This window comes from Hartmannibacter diazotrophicus (genome assembly GCF_900231165.1).
Lineage (GTDB): Bacteria > Pseudomonadota > Alphaproteobacteria > Rhizobiales > Pleomorphomonadaceae > Hartmannibacter > Hartmannibacter diazotrophicus.
Genome location: NZ_LT960614.1, coordinates 1449622 through 1470318, shown reverse-complemented (window position 1 = coordinate 1470318; position 20697 = coordinate 1449622). Strand labels below are relative to the sequence as shown.

The 20697-nt window shown below is 65.1% G+C and carries 23 protein-coding genes; 1 reads left to right on the top strand and 22 read right to left on the bottom strand.

Features of this window, described 5'->3' with window-relative positions; translation table 11 throughout:
• Positions 1-7: 7 nt before the first annotated feature.
• The 14 genes from smpB to HDIA_RS06765 all read right to left on the bottom strand — a co-directional run bounded on the left by smpB (position 8) and on the right by HDIA_RS06765 (position 15884).
• Positions 8-487, bottom strand: coding sequence for an SsrA-binding protein SmpB (smpB, locus tag HDIA_RS06830; protein WP_099555483.1), 480 nt, complete (start codon positions 485-487; stop codon positions 8-10).
• A gap of 136 nt (positions 488-623) precedes the next feature.
• Positions 624-1499, bottom strand: a complete 876-nt coding sequence (gene dapA, locus HDIA_RS06825; protein WP_099555482.1) for a 4-hydroxy-tetrahydrodipicolinate synthase — start codon at positions 1497-1499, stop codon at positions 624-626.
• A gap of 345 nt (positions 1500-1844) precedes the next feature.
• Positions 1845-2915 carry a porin gene (locus HDIA_RS06820; protein ID WP_157775402.1) on the bottom strand — a complete coding sequence of 357 codons (1071 nt, stop codon included), beginning with the start codon at positions 2913-2915 and terminating at the stop codon, positions 1845-1847.
• Between the two features lie 432 nt (positions 2916-3347).
• A complete protein-coding gene (locus tag HDIA_RS06815) occupies positions 3348-4265 on the bottom strand; it encodes a cytochrome c (protein ID WP_099555480.1) in 918 nt (305 codons plus the stop codon).
• Between the two features lie 334 nt (positions 4266-4599).
• On the bottom strand, positions 4600-5073 hold the full coding sequence (locus tag HDIA_RS06810; RefSeq protein WP_173796195.1) for an RT0821/Lpp0805 family surface protein: 474 nt from the start codon (positions 5071-5073) through the stop codon (positions 4600-4602).
• Between the two features lie 262 nt (positions 5074-5335).
• Positions 5336-6721, bottom strand: coding sequence for an ATP-binding protein (locus HDIA_RS06805; protein WP_099555479.1), 1386 nt, complete (start codon positions 6719-6721; stop codon positions 5336-5338).
• Positions 6722-6726: 5 nt separating this feature from the next.
• Positions 6727-7392 carry a response regulator transcription factor gene (locus HDIA_RS06800; RefSeq protein ID WP_099555478.1) on the bottom strand — a complete coding sequence of 222 codons (666 nt, stop codon included), beginning with the start codon at positions 7390-7392 and terminating at the stop codon, positions 6727-6729.
• 35 nt (positions 7393-7427) lie between these two features.
• Positions 7428-7676, bottom strand: coding sequence for a PepSY domain-containing protein (locus HDIA_RS06795; protein WP_099558750.1), 249 nt, complete (start codon positions 7674-7676; stop codon positions 7428-7430).
• A gap of 265 nt (positions 7677-7941) precedes the next feature.
• Positions 7942-8151, bottom strand: coding sequence for a hypothetical protein (locus tag HDIA_RS06790; protein WP_099555477.1), 210 nt, complete (start codon positions 8149-8151; stop codon positions 7942-7944).
• 97 nt (positions 8152-8248) lie between these two features.
• Positions 8249-9964, bottom strand: a complete 1716-nt coding sequence (locus HDIA_RS06785) for a DUF2793 domain-containing protein (protein WP_099555476.1) — start codon at positions 9962-9964, stop codon at positions 8249-8251.
• 37 nt (positions 9965-10001) lie between these two features.
• Entirely contained in the window at positions 10002-13892 is a 3891-nt protein-coding gene (locus HDIA_RS06780) for a baseplate multidomain protein megatron (protein ID WP_099555475.1), read from the bottom strand.
• Between the two features lie 28 nt (positions 13893-13920).
• On the bottom strand, positions 13921-14346 hold the full coding sequence (locus HDIA_RS06775; protein ID WP_099555474.1) for an NlpC/P60 family protein: 426 nt from the start codon (positions 14344-14346) through the stop codon (positions 13921-13923).
• Positions 14343-15233 carry a DUF2163 domain-containing protein gene (locus HDIA_RS06770; protein WP_099555473.1) on the bottom strand — a complete coding sequence of 297 codons (891 nt, stop codon included), beginning with the start codon at positions 15231-15233 and terminating at the stop codon, positions 14343-14345. Before HDIA_RS06770 ends, HDIA_RS06775 begins: the two co-directional genes overlap by 4 nt.
• Positions 15234-15245: 12 nt before the next feature.
• Positions 15246-15884, bottom strand: a complete 639-nt coding sequence (locus HDIA_RS06765) for a DUF2460 domain-containing protein (protein ID WP_099555472.1) — start codon at positions 15882-15884, stop codon at positions 15246-15248.
• A 77-nt stretch (positions 15885-15961) separates the two neighbouring features.
• Between HDIA_RS06765 and HDIA_RS06760 the strand changes: the two genes are divergently transcribed.
• Positions 15962-16222 carry a hypothetical protein gene (locus HDIA_RS06760; RefSeq protein WP_099555471.1) on the top strand — a complete coding sequence of 87 codons (261 nt, stop codon included), beginning with the start codon at positions 15962-15964 and terminating at the stop codon, positions 16220-16222.
• 91 nt (positions 16223-16313) lie between these two features.
• Here the strand turns inward: HDIA_RS06760 and HDIA_RS06755 are convergent, their stop codons facing one another.
• From HDIA_RS06755 to HDIA_RS06720, 8 genes are all read right to left on the bottom strand, one after another.
• On the bottom strand, positions 16314-16871 hold the full coding sequence (locus HDIA_RS06755; RefSeq protein ID WP_099555470.1) for a phage tail tape measure protein: 558 nt from the start codon (positions 16869-16871) through the stop codon (positions 16314-16316).
• A 25-nt stretch (positions 16872-16896) separates the two neighbouring features.
• A complete protein-coding gene (locus HDIA_RS06750) occupies positions 16897-17112 on the bottom strand; it encodes a rcc01693 family protein (protein ID WP_157775400.1) in 216 nt (71 codons plus the stop codon).
• Entirely contained in the window at positions 17109-17447 is a 339-nt protein-coding gene (locus HDIA_RS06745; RefSeq protein ID WP_099555468.1) for a gene transfer agent family protein, read from the bottom strand. Before HDIA_RS06745 ends, HDIA_RS06750 begins: the two co-directional genes overlap by 4 nt.
• Positions 17448-17467: 20 nt before the next feature.
• On the bottom strand, positions 17468-17881 hold the full coding sequence (locus HDIA_RS06740) for a phage major tail protein, TP901-1 family (protein WP_099555467.1): 414 nt from the start codon (positions 17879-17881) through the stop codon (positions 17468-17470).
• Between the two features lie 32 nt (positions 17882-17913).
• On the bottom strand, positions 17914-18342 hold the full coding sequence (locus HDIA_RS06735; protein ID WP_197708107.1) for a DUF3168 domain-containing protein: 429 nt from the start codon (positions 18340-18342) through the stop codon (positions 17914-17916).
• Positions 18339-18674: a phage head closure protein gene (locus tag HDIA_RS06730; RefSeq protein WP_099555466.1), complete on the bottom strand. Its 336-nt coding sequence runs from the start codon at positions 18672-18674 to the stop codon at positions 18339-18341. Before HDIA_RS06730 ends, HDIA_RS06735 begins: the two co-directional genes overlap by 4 nt.
• Positions 18671-19234 (bottom strand): head-tail connector protein, encoded by a 564-nt coding sequence (locus tag HDIA_RS06725; protein WP_099555465.1) that lies wholly within the window; start codon positions 19232-19234, stop codon positions 18671-18673. Before HDIA_RS06725 ends, HDIA_RS06730 begins: the two co-directional genes overlap by 4 nt.
• A gap of 190 nt (positions 19235-19424) precedes the next feature.
• Positions 19425-20681, bottom strand: a complete 1257-nt coding sequence (locus HDIA_RS06720; RefSeq protein ID WP_099555464.1) for a phage major capsid protein — start codon at positions 20679-20681, stop codon at positions 19425-19427.
• Between the last annotated feature and the right edge of the window lie 16 nt (positions 20682-20697).

The window sequence follows — 20697 nt, the reverse complement described above, 5'->3', positions numbered from 1 at the left end:
CCGGTTCCTAGCTGTGGCTCTTGAGCAGGCGGGATTTTTCGCGGTTCCAGTCCCGCTGCTTCTCCGTCGCACGCTTGTCGTGGAGCTTCTTGCCCTTGCCGAGGGCGATCTCGCATTTCGCCCTCCCCTTGTCGTCGAAATAGATTTTCAAAGGCACGATCGTCATGCCTTCGCGATCGACCGCACCGATGAGCCGCTGGATCTGACGCTTGTGCAGGAGCAGCTTGCGCGGCCGCTTGGTCTCGTGGTTGAAGCGGTTGGCCTGCAGGTATTCCGGAATGTAGGCGTTGTAGAGATAAATCTCGCCGCGATATTCGGCGGCGTAGGAATCAGCGAGATTTGACCGTCCGGCCCGAAGGGATTTCACCTCCGTGCCTGAGAGCTGCAGGCCAGCCTCGATCGCTTCGCCAATCTCGTAATTGTAACGAGCCTTGCGATTGTCGGCGACGATGCGTGATGCCGAAGACTTCTTGTCGGGCTTGGCCATGATACTTCGATGTTGGAGCCCCGGTCCGATTTCGCGAATCGGTTTGGGGCTCCATCCTATTGTTTGAACGTCCGGTTTTCCGAAAGTCGGTGTCCCGCCCGGCCAGGCCTGTGACAGGCCCGGTCGGCTGGATGCTTCAGTTCAGCAGGCCGGCGTGCACCATGGCCTGGCGGATAACCTGCTGCGTCGGCGACGTCACAGGGACCATCGGCAAGCGCATCTCGTTTTCCACCCGGCCGAGCAGCGACAGCGCATATTTCGGGCCCTGCGGATTCGGCTCGACGAAAAGCGCTTGATGCAGCGGGAACAGTTTGTCCTGGATTTCCAGCGCGCCGGCATAGTCGCCGGCCATGCAGGCCTCCTGGAACTGCGCGCAAAGACGCGGCGCCACGTTGCTCGTGACCGAAATGCAGCCATGGCCGCCATGCGCCATGAAGGCCAGCGCCGTGGCGTCTTCGCCGGACAACTGCACGAAATCCGGCCCCATCGCCGCGCGCTGCGCGCTCACCCGGTCGACCTTGGCCGTCGCATCCTTCACGCCCACGATATTCGGGAGTTCATAAAGGCGCGCCATGGTTTCCACCGACATGTCGACGATGGACCGGCCCGGAATGTTGTAGATGAAGATCGGAAGCCCGACCGCATCGTTGACGGCCTTGAAATGCTGGAAGAGGCCTTCCTGGTTCGGCTTGTTGTAGTAAGGCGTGACAACCAGCAGCGCATCGGCCCCCGCCTTCTCGGCGAAGACAGCCAGGTCGATCGCTTCCAGGGTGTTGTTCGATCCGGCACCGGCGATGACGGGCACACGGCCGGCCGACGTCTTGATGCAGACTTCGACCACACGTTTGTGCTCGTCATGGGTCAGCGTCGGGCTCTCGCCTGTCGTCCCGACCGGGACCAGACCGTGCGTGCCCTCCGAGATCTGCCAATCCACGAAAGCCTCAAAAGCCGCGACGTCAAACGCACCATCGCGGAACGGCGTCACCAGCGCCGTGATCGAACCCTTGAACATTGTCTTCTTCTTCCATTCGAGGCCGAAACACCAAAAATTCCAGCCCAATCAACGCTGGACAATACTCAGATGGTCCCGGGAGAACAAGGCGTCCACCCGGAAATTCAACGGCCTTCAAAACGGAAGAAATGGTCCCGACCCGGACAGCTCCCGGCAACGCGGACACGTTGCGGGCGGATGTGGGGAACGCCTGCCGACATCCCAAGAACGATGGGGGTGATGACATGTCCGGACATCTCTCGATATCCGATTTGGACCACCCGACCATGCCGCGGACAAGCCCACAAATACAAAAAGGCCCGGATAAATCCGGGCCTTTCCGTTAGCTCTGCTACAAGCGGCAAATTACCACTTGCGGATCAGACCGACCGTGGCGCCGACAGCACCGCTGACACCCGGGTTGTCGGTGTAGCTGACTTCGCCGACGAGCGAGGTGCCCTCAGCGAACGTCCAGGCAGCACCACCGAGGATGTCGTAGCTGTCAGACGTGCTGTTGTCGTTGAAGCCGTAGATGCCCGACAGGTAGACGTTGACGTCAGACGTCACGTCGTAGCTGGCACCGAGGCCGAGAGCGACAGTGTCGACATTGCCCTGAGCCATGTAGCCGACGTTACCGTCGTTGTTGGTCATGTAACCGATGACCGCAGCGATCTGCAGGCCTTCCATGACGTTGAAGTTGCCAGTGGCACGAACCGAAACCTGGTCGTCTTCATCGTCATACATGGCGAACAAGCTGGCGGCACCCCACGGCTGACCCGTGATACCGACAACACCACCGAAGGCAACGCTCTCAGCGGTCTTGTTGTACTGCTGCGAGAAGGTACCAGCCGCGCCACCGTCGATGACCTGAACACCGGCGAAGAAGCCGCCGCCGAGGTCGTCAGCGAGGAGGTCGAACTGGAGACCGCCGTTGTCGTCGGTCGGCAGACCGAAGGTCACGTCGCGGAAGTTACCGTATTCACCCGTCTCGTCGAGACCGGCCGCGGCGAGAACGTCACTGTCCGAATAACCGGTCAGGAGGTAGCCAACCTGAACGAAGGCCTGGTCAGCAACAACGTTGCCCGAGCTCGAGACCTTGATACGGAAGTAGGAGCGAACCGGACCGTAGTCGGAAGCCGTACGGGCGTCGAAGCCGATACGAGCGTCGGCGAACCAGGTGTAGGCATCAGCCGTGCCACCAGCCGGGTTGGTCGTGCCGTCTTCGTCGTACTTGAAACCGGTACGAACGCGGCCATCGATCTTGAAGCAGGTTTCCTTGCCGGGGATGACGAAGAAGCCCGCGCCCTGAGCGTCGCAAACTTCGACGTAGTTGACAGCCGTCGGAACCGGAGCCTCAGCCATGGCGTCGGCAGCGAGAGCGCCGTGCGTCATGCCGGCGAGAGCGGCGGTACCGAGCAGGATGCTCTTGAGTTTCATTTCCTGACCTCCAAAGTCAAACATTGAACCTGCCGACCACCTGATTCAGTCGATCACTTGATCAAGGATCGGCCGGCCCATTAACTTCTGCCGCTTCGCGTTCTGGAAGACTGTCACCCCTGACAGTCAGCTCTACGACATGTGAGTTCAGTAGCACCGAACTCGTAGGCTCAACATACCGATCAGTTTCGCGCGATCAACGGTGAAGATGCTCCGGAAATGCCGGAAAAGGGCTTTTGAAATCGGTTGTTGCAGATATGTCACGAGGCAGGAGGGGTCCCGGGCCGCTTTCCTAACAACAGGTTAAGGAGATCGCTACACACCCCTGAAAGCAGGGGAAAAATCAATGCTTTGTTAAATCCTGAGGCAGCCGGGCGCGTGCCGCGCACGCCATGCGGCGTATCCGGCAACACCGGATGCGCTCAATGCCTGCTAGCGCGTATTGGCTCCCTCCCCCGGGAGCGCCTTCAGATAGGCGGCGATCGCTTCCAGATCGGCTTTCGGCAGCTGCGCCAGATTCTCCTGAACCTCGACCATGGATCCGCCGAAGCTGTCATAGGATGGCGTGAAGCCGGTTTCCAACGCATAGACGATGTCGTCGCCGGTCCAGTCGCCAACCTCCTTCGACGCAGGCGTTATGCCGGGAATCACACCCTTCCCGTCGGGATTCGGCGCGCCCTCGAGCCATTTGGAGAGGATCAGGCCGCCGGCAAAGTCCCTCGGCGTGTGACACTCGCCGCAATGGCCAGGCCCTTCGACCAGATACTGCCCCCGGGCCACCTCGCCGTCCGGCTGGGCAAACCGGACCACCGGGGCGGGATCAAGGTAGAGGAGTTTCCACAGGCCGACTCCCCGTCGGATCGAAAACGGAAACGGCAGGTCATGCCCGGCAACGCGGTGCGAGACCTTCGGCAACGTATCGAGGAATGCCTTCAGATCGAGGACATCCTCCACTTTCATCCGGCTGTAGGATGCATAGGGGAAGGATGGGTAGAGATGCTCCCCCTGCGGCGAGACCCCATGCATCACCGCGTTGACGAAATCGACGGGAGACCACCGCCCGATTCCCGTTTCCGGATCAGGGGAAATATTGGGAACGCGAAAGATGCCGAAATCGGTTTTCAGTTCGAGCCCGCCGCCAAGCTTCAGCTTGTCGTCTCCCTTGGCGCCCGGCGCCGCATGGCAGGACGAGCAGCCGCCCGCGTGAAACATCCGCGCACCGTTCTCGAGATCGGCCGCATGGTCCGGTAATTCAGCCGCCTCGATGACCACCGGGGTCGTCAGAAACCAGAAGGCGGCGGCACCGAGCCCCGCACCGACGACGGCAATCGCGGCCAGTCTTCCGATCATGCTCCGATTCCCCCGCTCTGATGTCCGGCATGGGCCTCCGAGGCAAAATCCCGGACGACCTTGCGCCTCGGCTCAAATTCCGGACGTCCCACCCACACGTGCGCCGTTTCCTCGGAACTCGCTCCGAATTCCCTCCAGCGCTTCATGGAAACGCCCGTCAACAGCCATTCCAGATCAACGCAGACGGATCGCCGTGGCCAATCGCAATTTTGTGATGCCGGCCCCGGGGGCGACAGACGGCCTTGCCGCCAAACGACTGCCGCAATGCAAAAAAGGCCCGCAGCCGAATGGCTGCGGACCTTCTTCCAGATATCGAAACGTGCTGCCCGGAGGCTCAGTTCAGCTGCTGCCAGGTCCCGTCGGGATTGCGGCAGGCCGTGCCGCGAGACACCTGAGGCTGACCGTCGATATAGATCGTGCTCGTGTAGCTGCGGCACTGCGAGCTGTTGATCTGCTGCACCGGGCTCACCGAAACCGCGCCATATCGGCCGGTGTTCTGGTTCGTCCACTGCTGCGGAGTTCCCGATTCGAGGGCATAGTACTGCGCATTCATGGCCCGCTGACGATCTTCCTCGTCAAGCCGCGCGCCGATCTGGTTGCCCAGGAATCCGCCGAGCAGTGCACCGCCGGCAATGGCCGCGACCTTGCCGCTGCCCTGTCCGAAGGCGCTGCCGATAGCACCACCGGCGACAGCACCGGCAAGCGTGCCGAGGCCCGCCTTGTTGCCGCCGCCGTATTGCGGGTCGGACGCGCATCCGGCAAGCGCCGCGCCGATCATTCCAACCGCAATCAAATTCTTCGTCAGCATAATTTCTCCCGCACCAAGTAATGGGAACACTGATCCGTTCCCGGAATCCCCGTCGCCGGTTCACGACGTCGCCTCAAGACTGCTGGCATCAAAGCCAACAGCCCAGGCAATCCGCCATTTTTCAATCACCCTGAATCTTCCGGAGTGATTCGCGGCGCCTCGATATAAACTGTCGAACATTTAGCACAAGTGCGCCAATCGAACCGCCAGAAAATGGCCGAATTGGGATCTTCGGCCGCAATCGCTCCGAATTCTTTTCCGATCAGACCGAGGGCAATCCGATCCGCACCGCAAGCCCGCCCAGGGCCGATTCGCCGAGATCAAGCGTACCGCCGTAAATCTCGACAAGATCATGAACGATCGACAGCCCAAGACCCGAGCCCGGCACGCTCTCGTCCAGCCTCCTGCCGCGCTGCAAAGCCGTCTTCCGATCGGCCTCCGTCAGGCCGCGTCCATTGTCTTCCACGCTGACGATGACGAAGTCCCTACCCGTCTGGCTGCTCCTGCTTTCCTCCATGCTCACCCGCAACCGGCCATTTCCGAACTTGCAGGCATTGTCGAGCACGTTCCCGAGAATTTCATCGAGATCGCTGCGTTCGACGCGGACGCGCATCTCCTTCGGCATCACGATTTCGATGTCGATTTCCCTGTCCGCATAGGCCCGCTTCAAGACGCGCGCGATCCCCTTCAGCGAAGAACCGACATCGCTGACAGCACCAAGGACTCGCCGTTCGGCCGCCAGCCGGGCCTGTTCGAGCGCGTCATTGATGCGAACGCGCATGGTCGCCGCCTGTTCCAGAACCTTCTGCGCAAAGGGGCCTTTTTCCGTCCGCGATTCGTTGATGATCACGCTGAGAGGCGTCTTCAGCGCATGCGCGAGATTGCCGGCGTTGGCCCGTGCCCGTTCCACCGCCTTGAGATTGGCCTCGATCAGAGCGTTCATTTCCTGGGCCAGCGGATTGATCTCAATCGGGAAATCGCCGGTGAGTCGATCGGATTCCCCGTTTCTGACGTCCGCCAGCGCTGCCCTCATCCGGCTCAGCGGGCGAAGACCGGTCCGGACCTGGAAGAAAATGGCGGCCAGAAGCCCGATGGCAAAAACCGCGAATGTGACGAAGACGCTTTGTCGGAACGTCATCACCTCGGCATTCAGCTGAGCCGCGTTGCCGGCGACAGTCACGTCATAGCCCGTGCCGGCTGGCGCGGTGATGACCTGCGAAATGACGCGCAGTTGAACCCCGCCTGGCCCTTCAAGATAGCGGGCGTGAATTTCACCGTCCGCGGGCGTATTGCCGACATCGAGAGCATCGCCATAGAGCGAATCGGATGACCAGAGGACGATGCCCGTTCGGCCATCCTTGACCAGCCAGTACCATCCCGACAGCGGCAGCTTGAACTCCGGTTCGGCAAGGCTGTCGCCTTCAAGCGGGCTTCCGCGCTGCGCGGCAACGAGAGAACCGGCAAGGCCGTCCAGCGATGTCTTGAGGCGGTCGTCCAGGTGGCGCTCCGCGCTGTCACGGAAGAGCCCGACCAGAATCACGCCGGAAATCGCCAGAGCCACGACAGACCAGACGATGGCGACCAGCGTCATGCGCAGCGCCAGCGAACGCTTCCAAGTTGCCGAATGGAAAAGGTCCCGCCAGCCCATCGTCGCTATTTCGCCTGCGCGGCTATGCGATAGCCGAGACCGCGCACCGTCTCGATCAGATCAACGCCCAGCTTGCGCCGAAGCCGTCCGACGAAGACTTCGATCGTATTGGAATCGCGGTCGAAATCCTGATCGTAGAGGTGCTCGGTCAGCTCCGTCCTGGAGACGACCTCGTCCTTGTGGTGCATGAGGTATTGCAGGAGGCGCAGCTCGTGGGAGGTCAGCTTGACCGGCTCGCCGTTGACGCTGACACGCCCGCTCTTGACGTCGAGCCTGAGGGGGCCGATCTCGATCTCGTTGGAGGCAAGGCCGGCGTAGCGGCGCACCAGAGCGCGGAGCCGCGCCAGCACTTCCTCCATGTGAAAAGGCTTTGCCACATAGTCGTCGGCGCCGGCGTCAATGCCTGCGACCTTGTCGCTCCAGCGATCGCGCGCCGTCAGCAGAAGAACCGGCATCAGGCGGCCATCGCGGCGCCAGGCTTCCAGAACGCTGATTCCATCCTTCTTGGGCAGGCCGATATCCAGAATCACCGCGTCGTAGGGCTCGGTGTCACCAAGGAAATGCCCTTCCTCGCCGTCCGCCGCCTGATCGACGGCGTAGCCTGCCTCCTTGCAGCCGGCCACAAGCTGGCGCCGCAAATCCGGATCATCCTCGACGACAAGGATCCGCATCCCCTCTCACTCCTTCAAAACCATCTTGCGCGGCCTCAGCGCTGCAGCACCTGTCCGGTCCTTGCGTCGACGACCACGTTGGCGACCCGGCCCTGCCCCATCTTGACCACCAGCCGATAGACCAGCCGGCCGCCCTCGTCGCAAAGCTGGGCGTTGACGATTTCACCGCCGACGCCGCCCGCCACAGAACTCAGCCTTCGCGCCGCGCCGCTGGCGATAGCCTGGCTGGCCTGCTGGGCCGACAGGCAGGCCGCCCAGGCCGGCTCGATGCTGAACGGCATCATGGCCAGCAGAAGAATTCCGGCTATTGGTCCAAGGACCCTGTGCCTCATCCGCATGGCCGATCCATTCCCTTTTCCTATCGCCGATCTTCCAACGCACAGCCTGAACCCGCGATGAACGCCGCATGCCGCCGTTCCTCGCGGGCCAGTACCCATGAGCCTGCTGGCTACCATCAGGCGGCGAGACGAATCGCCACCCGATCAAGACCGAGGCCTGGAGCCGAATCGTCCTGCCCGTGACGCGGCTCCCAGCCGCGTCTCCATCCGATCAGCCCAGAGTCTTTGTCGCCTTGAAGCGCCCCCAAAAGGCCAGCACGCCGCCCGCAAGCGCCGACCCGGCCTCGGCAAGCTGCAGGAGATCCGCCTGCATGCCGCCGTCGACAGAGTAACCGAAGAGGCCCGCAACGCCAGCCGCAATCGCAACGCCGGCGCCCCAGAGGCCCCGGGACGCCCAGGGTGATTTCGTTCCGTCCATCATGTGTTCCTTTCCACGTTGGCGATGATCGTCCGAACCGGCGACCGCCTTGTTGCGCCGGACGAACGAAAGGGAACCGGCGAGAGGCCTTCCGGGCCGGTCAACCGCGATAGGGATAGGAATGAGCGGAAACGCTCGTCATCGCGCGATCGCTGCTGCCGCTCGCCGCGACGGCGCCGAAAAGACCGAGATCGGACGACCAGCAGACGGAACGCCACTCGTTGTCGGCGGCGCTCGTCCGCAACGTCCACGAAATGCCGTCTGGCGACGTCATCACCCGGCTACCCGTGCCCGTGGTCGCGACGGCACAGAAGAGGCCGAGTTCCGCCGACCAGCAGACCGACTGCCAGTCGTTGTCCGCAGCGCTCGTCCGGCTCGTCCAGGCGATCCCGTCCGGCGAGGTCATCACCCGATTGCCCGACCCCGTCGCCGCGACGGCACAAAAGAGGCCCAACTCCGCCGACCAGCAGACCGAGCGCCAATCGTTATCGGCGGCGCTCGCATGGTTCGTCCAGGCGCCCCCATCGGGCGAGGTCATCACCCGATTGCCCGACCCCGTTGCCGCGACGGCGCAAAAGAGCCCGAGCTCCGCCGACCAGCAAACGGACGTCCAGTCGTTGTCGGCGGCACTCGCCCGGCTCGTCCATGCAATGGCGTCCGGCGAGGTCATGACCCGGCTACCCGATCCGCTGGACGCCACAGCGCACAAGAGCCCAAGCTCTTCGGACCAGCAGATCGATTCCCAGGCAACGTCGAGCGGACTGGACTGCACGGACCACGTCGCGCCATCCGGCGACGTCATCACCCTGTCGCCCGAACCGGTCGCGGCAACCCCCACGAAAAGGCCGAGGCCTTCGGCCCAGCAGAGGTCGCGCCAGTCGTTGTCGGCGGCGCTCGTCCGGTTCGTCCAGGCGATTCCATCCGGTGACGTCATCACCCGGCTGCCAGAGCCCGATCCGGCCACAGCGCAGAAGAGGCCGAGGTCCGGGGACCACGTCACGGACTGCCAGAGATTGTCCGCGGCAGAGGTGGAAGACAGCCAGGCATTGCCAGTGACATGATTGCGCTGCGGAACATTGGGCCTTGCCAGTCCCAGCGCCTTGCGGGCAGTCGCCTTCGTCCCGGCTCCGGTGCCGCCGGACGCGATGCCCAAAGGACTTGAAAGCGACATCGCGCCATCGACCGGGTCGATCGAGAGGGCCAGAAGCCAATTGCTCCCGTCCGGCGAAACCTTCACCGAGAAGGCCGCGTCACCGAGGAGACCAACCTCGGCCCGTCCCGAGTATCCGACCTGATAGAGCTGCGAGACCGTGTCGCTCGATGTCTCCTTGTTCAGCTTGAAGCGCAGGTCTCCGTCACCGCCGGACGACGATTCCAGGGCGGTGAAGAGGATGTTGTTAAGCTTCGCGCTCAGCGGATTGCCGGCGTCCGGCCCCGTGCCGATGCCGATGGTCGCGACTTCAAGCGCCGAGAAGTCCGGCGAGAGATCCAGCCAATCGCTCTCGCGCCGAATGGCCAGGAGGCCCTCGTCGGCGACATAGGCGACCTGACCCGTGGCGGGCTCGGCGAATCGCCAGTCACCGTCCACGGCGTAGGCGATCATGCCGTCCTTGCCGGCCCAGCCGCCGGTTGCCGCGGCGGCGACCAGATAGCAGTCGCCGTCGTCCGGTGACGATGGCGGGCTTGCGAGATCGCGATCCTTGAGGCTCAGCCCCATGAGGGCGTCGATCAGGACCAGCGCCTCGTTGTGGGTGACGTGCTTTTGCGCCTGCGCCGCCGCAAGCAGCGGCAGCCCGATCCGTGCTGTCCCGGTCATCGGCGAATCCTTCGATCTTGAATGTGAAACAGCGCCGTCAGAGGCTGACGGTCGTCATGGCCGCGATGCCGCGCCCATAGCTTGCCGACATCTGGCGAACGGAGAAGGTCAGCGCATCGACCGGCGCGCCGAAATCGCTTGCCTCAGCGGCCGCGGGATAGGTCGCCGCAGGGCTCGTCGCGGCGATGGTCCGGACGACGGCCCCTCCGGCTTCGATGTCCACCTCATAGGCCTCTGCCTCCTCGGCAAGGGGCACCTCGGTCTGTTCCCAGCTGTCGCCACCGATGCGGGTGCGCCGAACCCACGTGAGGTCGATGTCACCGGAGGCAAGCCGTCGGGCGCCGAGGTGCACGGGCGCCAGCGGCAGAAGGCCCCTGCCTGCCACCGTCGCGCTCACCTGCCGCATGGCCGCATCGCCAACGTCGCGCCCGGGCGGTCCGACGCGGAAGGTGAAGTCCCGTCCAAGCGCGGAAAGCGGCATCTGAAGCTTGCCCGCCGCCGCATCGATCAGGATAAAGCTTGCCCCGGCTGCGTGGCCCTTCGCCATCTGGTCTTCGGTGCCGAGCTGGCCGCGCAGGAGCGTTTCAAGCCGGTAGGTCCGCGTCCCGATTAGCGTTGCCGTCTGAAACTGGATCAGTTCCCAGCTCCCGTCCGGTGTTTCGATCGCCGCCGCGTTGGCGCCGTCGAGCAACTCCGCCTCGGTCACGCTTGCCAGCGTGCCGGAGAGCAGCCTCACCTCGACCGTGTTCACCCGGTCGAAGCGCCAGAGGGCACCCGGCAGAAGTGCCGTCGCCAGCGTGCCCATCACTGCCGGCCGTTCCAGCGTCTGGAGATAGCCGTAGCCGGTGCCGGCTGCCTTGTAGACGCCAAGAGACCCTGGCCATGGCTGCGCCGCCGCCGCGATCCTGGGCTGATGGGCCGTCGCCGCATCGCCTTCGGTCGGAAGGTCGATGATGGCAACGCGCGGCGGCCCGAAGACCACCGGCAGGCCCGACGCCGGGGAGCGCGTCGGTGCGATTGCCGCAGCGGCCTCCGTTTCCCTGTCGAAGGCCCGCGCCTCCACTTGCACGGACAGCGTCCGTTCGATCCGCTGGACGATCACGTCGGCAGGGTAGCCGTCGATGGCGAGCACGAGGCGATCGCCGGGTTCCAGGCCGATCCATTCGGGACCGAGCGCCAGCTTCAGCGAAAGCCGCGCGGTGTCGAGGTCCTTCAGGAGCGCCGTCGCATAGCCCTGCATGACCGAGGGTGCAGCGACCCCGGAGAGCGACAGATCCAGCGTCTTGCCACCGCCCGCGTCCACCCTTGAGGCCGAAACGCTGGCCTGCAGATAATCCGCCGCGCCGTCGAGAAAGCCGACGTCCACGCGAGCGGGAATATCCGCCTCCTCGGCTCTTTGCAGTGTGATGAGCGGCTGCTCGCCCTCCTCGACGAGATCGTCCGCATTGATCGTGCCGACGGATAGCCCGCCCCTATCCTTGAAGACGAGCGCTCCCGTCCGTTCGACGCAGTCCAGCCGGAACAGCGTTGCCAGCGGCTCCAGTGCGCTGCGCGCCGACGTGCGGTTGCCGATCACGAAGCCGTCCACGATCCCGGCTGCATCGTCGCTCTGCGATCCGGCCAATCCGAAGTCAGCCAGAATTGCCGCCAGCAGGTCGTCCAGCGGCGCGGTTCCGAGCCGACCCGTGAGCCAGTGGCCGGCCTGCCAGTTGCCGCCGTCCGCCCAGATGTCCTGAAACAGCGGGAAGGCCGGATAGGGCCGCGCGTCCCAGCACCAGACATGGGCGCCGTCCCATTCCACCATCCGACGTCCATCGACCGGGGACACCGGATTGTTGCCCTCGGCATAAAGCGCGTGCCCGGGCTCGAAATGCCCGAGCAGCACCTCCAGGTAACGCCGCTGCATCAGGTCGTCGCGGGTCCCGCGCGAAAAACGTGGCGTCCTGCCCTCGGACGAGATCAGATCGGGAAAGACGTTTGGCTCATTGGCGCCCCGGTCCACCGCCGGACAGCCGAGCTCCGTGAAGCGGATCGGCTTCAGCCCCGGCAGCCAGCCGGTCGGACTGGCCTCTTCCTCGCCGCCCGGACGATTGTAGTGCCGGTTTGACCACCAGCCGTGGACGTCCTTGTTGCGGAAGACGAAATCCTTGCCGTAGGCCGCGTCCAGGATCGGCGTTCGGATCTGCGCATCGCGGTCCGCCTCGTTGGCGTAGTACCAGTCGTAGCCTTCGCCGCCACCGACATTGCCGTCGAGATAGGTCCGGTCCGTCGACGCAACTGCGAGGTCCGCATCGAGATGCGCACCGCCGCGCCAGTCCGCCAGCGGCCAATAGGCGTCGATGCCGACGAAATCGATGTCGGCGCATGCCCAGAGCGAATCGAGGTGAAAGGTGACGTCGCCCGACCCGTCGTCCGGGCGGTGGTTCGACCATTCCGTCCAGTCGGCGGCGTAGCTGACCTCGGTATTGCTTCCGAGAATCGCCTTCACGTCGCCCGCGAGCGTCACCAGCGCATCGACAAACGGGTGGATGCCAAACGAGCTGCTGAGGCCCGTCAGCCCCCGCAATTCCGAGCCGATCAGGAAGGTCTCGACGCCGCCGGCGACCGCGCAAAGATGGGCATAGTGCAGGATCATCCGGCGGTAGGACCATTCCTCCGCGCCAGTGAAGGTCACCTGCGTTCCGGAGATTGCGAAGTCACCGGGCCCGGCCGCTCCGACGAAGGCTGCCACGTCCGATGCGACGGCAGCCGTTCCGTCTGGAGATCCTGCCTCGCCCGGCGTCGGAAAGCAGGTGATGCGGCCCCGCCACGGGTAGGCTGGCTGTTCCGAGGCGCCATAGGGATCGGCAAGCCCGTTGCCGGCCGGAATATCCATCATGACGAAGGGATAGAAGGTCACCTTCAGCCCGCGTGCGTGGACCTCCTCGATCAGCGCGACGACGCTCGCATCGGACGGCGTGCCGCCGAAGGCCGGATGGCCATCCACCTGAGAGACAACCTGAACCTCGGCGCGCGAGAGCCCGTCGACGCGCCAGACGATCGAGGTCGCCTTGCCCGCATTCTCCACGCGCGGCTCCAGCCGGCATTCTCCGACGCGAAGATCGGTGCCGAACCAGGTCACCACCAGCGCGATGCTCGTCAAATTCGGGCAGACGGCCTGCAGGTCGTCAAGCGCAGCCATCACATCGCTCGTGGCGACCGAGGTGTGCACATTCTCGCTCTCGGTCTCACCATCCTGGGGCGTCCGGGTGACCGGCTGAGGCGCATAGCCGAATTCGGTTGCGCCGGGGATCAGCGCAACGCCCCGGATCTGCTTTTCCAGCCGTCCGACGGGACGAATGACCTCGAAGGTCAGCTGCGGAATTGCATTGCCGAAGTCTTCAAGCGGCAGCCCCTCGAAGACGACATAGGCAAGGCCGCGATAGGCCGGCGTGCCTCCCGCCCCCTGCTTGGCCTCGATCAGGCTGTCGGGAAGCTGGTCCTCGGTTCCCAGATAGGTCCGCATGGTGACCCGCGTCAGGTCGAGCAGAGATCCGTTGGCCCAGACCCTGCCGATGCGCGCGATCGGCCCCTCGCACAGCCCGACCGCGAAATTGGCGCTATAGGCATAGTCCTTGACGGTGGTCCCGCCGCCGCCCTTGCCGCCGACCGTCTCGGACGTCACCGTCTCGACGAGGCGCGTTGCCCAGATGAGATCGCCGGCGATGCGCGCACGGCCGTAGACGCGCGGGATAGGCGAGCCCTCGGTAGAGGCCTGGACCGAGAAATCGGAAAGCTGGCCACGCTCGACAGTCCTCGACGATCCGAAGAGCGCTTGGTCGATGGCCGCGCCTGCCAGCGCGCCGACCGCCCGACCGATCAGCAGGCCATAGACGCCGAAGCCCTGGCCAAGCGCCGCGCCCGCCGCCGCCAGCACCAGTGTCGCCATGGAATGATCCTTTCAGGATTTATCGTCGTCACGCGCCCGGAAAGGCGAAGGCGGCCGCCAGTCGCCGCCGCCACCAGGGCGTCAACCAGGCCTGCGCCACGGCGGCGCCGTCGTGGGCATGGATGATGCGGTCGGGCGCTATGAGAATCGCTGCATGCTTGGCCGGCAGATGCGCCCGCCAGCGAAACAGCAGCACGTCGCCGGGTCGGCCCTCGGCGGCATCAAGCTCCGACAGATGCCGTCGCGCGGTCTCCAGCAGCGTGTCGGCGCCGGCTTCGGCCCAATCCGGCGAATAGGCTGGCAAAGCCTCCGGTTCCTCGCCCTCGACGGCACGCCAGACGCCGCGCACCAGGCCGAGGCAATCGCAGCCGACGCCGTTCAGCGATGCCTGGTGCCGGTAGGGCGTGCCCAGCCATGCCATCGCCTCGGCAATGATCCTCTCGCGTTTCGTCATTCGAAGAGAACGCCCCCGTCGTTGTTGCCGTTGGAACGGGCGTAGGAGAAGGCGAAGTCGTTGCCGGGAATATGCGGAAAGCCGCGAAAGTTGAGCGTGTTGGCGAATTTCGCCGAACAGGTCTCGAACCGCTTGTCGCAGCCGGCGATCATCGCGACAGCCGTTCCGGCCGGAACGGTGAGAGGCAGCGAGCGCCACAGCGTCACGCTCGCCATCTCGCCATCCTGTGCATGCCGTTCGACGCCGATCTCCCGTCCGGCGAGTGGCCCGCCGAGAAAGGTCAACACGCCGCCGGAGAACCAGCCGCTGTCGAAGCTCGAAAAACCGGAGAGCGCCAGCACCGCCGATCCGGCGTCCTGCGTCACGGTTCCCTCCCCGCGCCAGACGGGATTGGAGGCGTCGACACCGCAACGGGCATCGCCGAACACCGCGTCGCAATGGCGGGCGAATACCCGGCCGCCGTTTCTTTCGAGCTCTGCCGCGGCGCCGCGCAGTTCGGCCTTGAAGGCACCGTCACGACGGGTCACCTCGCCGATCGTTGCAACCGACAGCAGGGTCCGGTCGTCCGGCGAGTTCCAGTCGACCAGCCAGATCGCCACTTCGGCACCGTCCCAGCGACCGGCCAAAAGGTCCTCCTCGCTCAGCGCATCGTCGCTGATCGCGCCGGCGACGTCGCCATCACCCACTGAAAGATCGCTCGCGCCCGCAAGCGTCGACCCGTCGAGCCCGACCGAGGACCTGAAGACGGTGCCGTCGAAGTTCAAATCCCGGTCATGATCGGTAAAGCCCAGCACCATTCCATCGGCTCGGGTCAGCTTCCAGCAAGCGGCAAGCGTCGTCGCGCCGCTCGCGAGCCGCTCCGCCAACGCAGAGGAAATTTCAAGCATCGTGGATCGTCCCTATTCCAGGATCTCGACGATGGGGATCGAGGGAATGTCGCCCGCATCGAAATGGCTGAGGTTGATGACGAGCCGGTCGCTGTCGAAACGGACCGGGACATCGAACTGGAACCCGGCCGTCACGACGGCGTCGCTTTCGGGCGCTACGGTCAGGGTCACAAGGCCCCCGGCCGTGTCGATCGTGAAGCCGCCGGATGCGAGTTCGACACCGTCGACGGCGATCCGGACACTGCCCTCGATGGGGCGCGTGACCGGGCGGACATGAGGAACGAGCCCGCCGTAGGTCTTGGAGAGCTGGAATGCCGTCGTCGCACCGTCGCCCGTCCCGATCACCTGATCGCGGGGGTCGGCGATGTCGGCGGGCGGACAGGACTTCCAGTCGCTCCGGTCCTTGAACCGGAAGCCGTAGAGCCGGCCGCGCCGCTCCTCGAAAAACTCGATGACCTCGTAGAGGTCGTTGAGGGACTTGATGCCGTAGCCGGCGTCGAAACGGCGGCGCGCGCAGGCCCAGCGGGCATTGCGCGCCTCGCGACCCGACCCAAGCGCCACGATCTCGGTGCGGCGCTCCGGCCCGCCGGATGCACCAAGGGCGATACGCGTGGGAAACAAAACGTCATGGAACGGACCTGATGAGGACATTTTTCTCTGCCAGTTTGATCCATCTCAAGGAGACCGGCATGCACGGCCGGCATCCTCGCCAACAAGAGGAATGAGACATGGCTGTCCAAGCTCTGGAGGAAGCGGTCGCCAACCGGCACAAAGACCGGGATGATGACCATTCTCTGGTCCACTACATCCGGCGGTTTGATGCCGAGCTTGCCGACCTGTTCGAGCGCCTGATTGGCCGTATCGAGCAGTTGGAGCGATGCCCTGCCGCCGCGTCGAAGGCTCTGGCTGCCGAACTGCAAAAACAGCGCCTCATGTTTCGGGAGGAGATCCTGGATCTGTTGGAGGCCGAACAACGCGCCGTCGCCTGACCCCCTCCTCGTCGGGCTCAGCGCCATAGCCCGCGCTGTCCCCGTCCGGCGGCGCGGGCTAGCCTTTTTTGGCGGCCCGACCCCCGTTCCCTCACAAGGTTCGCCGCCCGCGTGACACGGCCCGTGCAAGAAGTGCCGTGATCTGGCCCTCGGACCGCCGAAAGCTCTCCGCGTCCGGCGTGTTCACCTGGAACGTCACGTTCGTCCGGCCGCCCTCGCCGCTGACGCCGAGACGCCCGTCCGGGCCTCTCGTCAGGGGCAAAATCGCCTCGGCGCCCGCTTCTCCCGCCAAACCCGTCCGCCCGTCGCCAAGCGGAAAATAGCCGGGCGAGGCCACGACCCCGCCCGTGGCGAAGGGAACGACAGAAGAAGCCGCCGCCCCCGAAAATGCCCCGAAGAGGCCGCTCGCAACCCCGCTCAGCGACCGCGTCAGGGGCTGAAGGGCCGAATTCAGCACGTTCGACGACAAGTTCAGCGCAAGTTGCTTCATCACCTGATCGAGCGAGCGCCCCTCGACGACCGCAGACGCGAGACCGCGAGACAGCGACGACGAGAATCGCGAGGAGATTCGATCGAGGTCGAGCAGCGTGTTCCTGAGCGTTCCGGCCTGCTGATCGAATTCAGCCAGATCATTGCCCTCAAGCGCCATAGGCCTTCTCCATCAATGTTCGAATTCAGTCAGGGAAAAGCGCCATCATTCGTCCAAGCGCGGACCGCGAAGGAGCGACGCCGTATCGAGGAGCGGCGATGGCAAGGGCGAGTTCGCGCGGGGTCATGGCCCAGAAATCCCTTGGGCTCAGCCGGAGCCGACCAAGTCCCGCGTGCATGGCCTCCTGCCATGGAAAGGGCTGGCCTCGCGCCTGCTCCCCTGCCCCTGCCGCTGGTCTCAAGGGCGCGCCGTGCTGTCGTCGGCCACCTCCGTGCCGAAGGTCGCGCCGAGCAGGTCCACGACGATCCGCGCCGCGCCGACAGCGCCGCCCTCGATCCTCATTGCGGCAACCTCGTCGGCTGTCATTGGCTCACCGGCACCGGCCAGACCCGCCGCAATGATCACCGTCGCATCGGAGGCTTTCAGCCGACCTGCGGAAAAGCGCTCCGCCAGCGCAGTCATGTCCTCGGCGCCGAAGGCATGCTCCAGGCCGGCCAGCGCCCCGAGCGTCAGGCAGAGGATACGCCGCCGACCGCCGATCTCAGCCTCGATCTCACCGCGATGCCGGTTCGCCATTTCCAGTCTCCCTGCCGCCATCAAAGGCTGGTGAAGGCCAGCGCACCGGCCGATTCGAGGCCTATTTCATAGGTCACCTCGCCGTCGTGGTTGCCGGCGTATTCGAGGGCGGTGATCTGGAATGCGCCGTCGATCTGGCCTAAATCGGGGATCACGATGCGCCAGTTGCGAATGCTGCCGTCGAAGAAGAGCTGACGAACGTCCGCATCGGAGGCCGCGTCCTTAAAAATGCCGCTGCCGGAAAGACTTGCCCGCCGGACACCGGCGCCAGCGAGCAATTCGCGCCAGCGGCCGCTCGATTCGGCGTCGGTGACGTCCACCGCCGAGGCGTTGAAGGCAATGCGCCGGGCGCGCAGGCCCGCCACGGTGGTGTAGGTGCCGCCGCCGCTCGTGTCGACCTTCAACAGAAGGTCGCGGCCTGCTTGTGCCGTCATGTCGATATCCCTGAAATTGCTGGAGAAAACGGTCAGGCTTCGATCAGTGCGCGAAGGGTGAGGCTGGCGCGCCAGGTCCGGCCGTCCGACAGGCGCTCGACACCCATCCGGTCCGTCCGCAGCAGCACGAGCGTCACGCCGGCCGGATCGATGCCGCTTGCGGCCACCGCCGCCTCCACCGCTTCGATCACGGCCAGCGCCTCGGCCCGTCCGCCTTCGCGCGAGACGGCCTCGAGTTTCAGGTCAACCCGTTGGCCGCCGGCATCGCCCGTGCTCCAGTCGCGCGCTTCGGCATTGGCGAAGGCGAGAAAGGGCAAGTCTCCGGTCCGCGCCGGAGGCCCGTCGTGAATGCGCGTGCCGACAAGCGATGCCAGCGCACCATCGGCGAGAAGCAGCGTTCGCAGCGCCTGCTGCAGCGCCGCCATGCCTGCGCAAAAGCCCGAGGCGATCATTTGCGTCATCCGCTTTCCTCCTCGGCAAGACAGCGCAGGAAGCCGCCGCCATCGTTGGGACTTGCGACCGACAGCACCCGGAATCGGCGTCCGCCGCCGGAAAGCCGCCATCCGGCCCTGACGGAAACGTCGGCGCGAAGGACGATCTCGTGCGTCACGACCCCGCCCAGCCGGTCGGCGGCATCCAGCTTCTCAGCGAGCGACTTCGCCCGAATAGCCGCCCAGGTATCGCCCGTGACGACATGGAGGATCGTGGCGCCACCAAGCGCATCCGCCGTCTCGACGGGCTCCTCCACCGACAGGCGGTGGCGCAGGGCGCCAATGGAAACGACCTCGCTCATGCGCCAAGCCCCAGACGGCGGAATGGCTGGAGCAGGCTGACAACCGCGTCGGGAATGCCGTTCGCGGCCACATCGCCGCGGTGCTCGTACCAGTGCGCCACCAACAGCCGCATGGCCTGGCGCAGAGGCTCGGGCACATCCTCGGCCGCGGTGCCGTAACCGGCCTGAACACGAACCTCGATGCCGGCAAGCCGGACGCCTGGTAGCGTCGGATCCGTGACGGCAATTCGAGCCTCGCCGCCCGTAAAATCCGTCTCATAGGCGGAGGGATCGACCGTCGTGCTCGCCCCGTCCGCATCCACGACACTGAGCGAAACGACGCTGCGGACCGGCATCAGCGGAAGCTTCAACAGCCGCGACTTCGGCACCCGGTCGAAGGTCACGCGCCAGGTCTGATCGATCAGAAGCCGCCGCGACAACTGCTCCACGGCAAGCCGCGCCGCAAGAATGAAGGCGGTCACGAGATCGTCCTCGTCGCTGCCGTCCAGCCGCAGGAAGAGCTTCGCCTCGCCAAGCGTCAGCGGCTCGACGGCAGGCGCCACGAGAAGTTCGGCAGGCATCGCGGCCTCGCTTTCTAGTTTTTAAGAATTTATGCCTAGGAAAATTTGCGACCCCGCCGAGGGAGGGCGGCGGGGTCGCGGGCCGGCAGGCCGTGCGCCAGGCGGTTCTGGGGCGCGCTGCGGGGGAGAAAACGCGCCTGAGAACGGATCGGCGCGCGAGGGGGACGCGCGCGCCTTTCGCCCTGCCGCGTCAGGCCGTGCCGAACTTCAAAAGCTTGATCGCGTCGAAATCCTGGACGCCGCCGCCGACCCGCTTGGTCGTGTAGAAGAGCACATAGGGCTTGGCCGAATAGGGATCGCGCAGGACACGCACGCCGGTCCGGTCGACCACGAGATAGCCGCGGCGGAAGTCGCCGAAGGCGATCGCCATCATGTTCGCACCGATGTCCGGCATGTCCTCCACCTCGGCGACGGGGAAGCTCAACAGGCTCGCCCGGCCATCGGCGGTCGCGGGGGGCTGCCAGAGATAGTTTCCGTCGGCGTCCTTGAGCTTGCGGACGGCCGCCTGGGTCGACCTGTTCAGAACGAAGTTGGCGTTCTGGCGATAGCCGGCCTTGAGCGAGTAGACGAGATCGACGAGGGCGTCCGCCGGCGAGGCGGAGGCAAAGGCGCCGCTCGCGCCGGTCAGCACGTATCCGAGCTTGCCCCAGGCCCAGCTCTCCTCGGCCACCGTCGTCACGCTGAGGAAGCCGGTCGGCTTCGACGATCCGTCGCCGGTGACGAAAGCCGTCCCCTCCTGCGCGGCGAAGGCCTGCTCGATCTCGTCGGCAAGCCAGGCATCGACGTCGACGGCCGCATCGTCCAGCAGCGTCTGGGTCGCCGCCGGCATGGCATAGAGCTCCATGGTAGGATAGGTCAGTTCAGCGAGCGTCGGGCCGCCCGTCTGCGGTCGCGCCGCCGTCTCGCCCACCCAGCCGACAGCCGGGCCGGAAATCGAGAAGGGCTTCTTGTAGGTCGCCGACGATACAGTGCGCACGGTCGACAGCGCGCGGATCGGCGAGAGCGCCGCGAGCCGGCGGCCGATCTCAGCCTCCGTCTCGTCGGGCACCAGATAGCCGCCATCGGGGCCGGAGCCGACCGACAGCGCCTTGGCCTCCAGGCTCTTCAGACCGTTGTCAGCGCCGGAGCGCATGTAGGCGTGAAAGGCGTCGCGATGCTCCAGCACATGCGCCTCGGCGGCGGCGCCGCGCTCACGCTGTCCGCCCATCGGCGGACGCAGGGCGCGGGTCGTCAGGCGATCCAGATCGGCCTTGCGCTCGTCAAGCGCGCGTTCGATGCGCTCAAGCTTTTCCACCGTCAGCGGATCGACCGCCCGGCGCTCCAGCTCGCCGAGCCGGGCATCGTTCACCGAGCGAAAGTCCTCGAAGGCGCTCATGAAGTCGTTGAAGGCAGCCGACACGTCCTCGGAGCCGGCGCGCGCGGAAGGGGTCACATCATCGATGCTCATCTGGTGTCCTCGATCT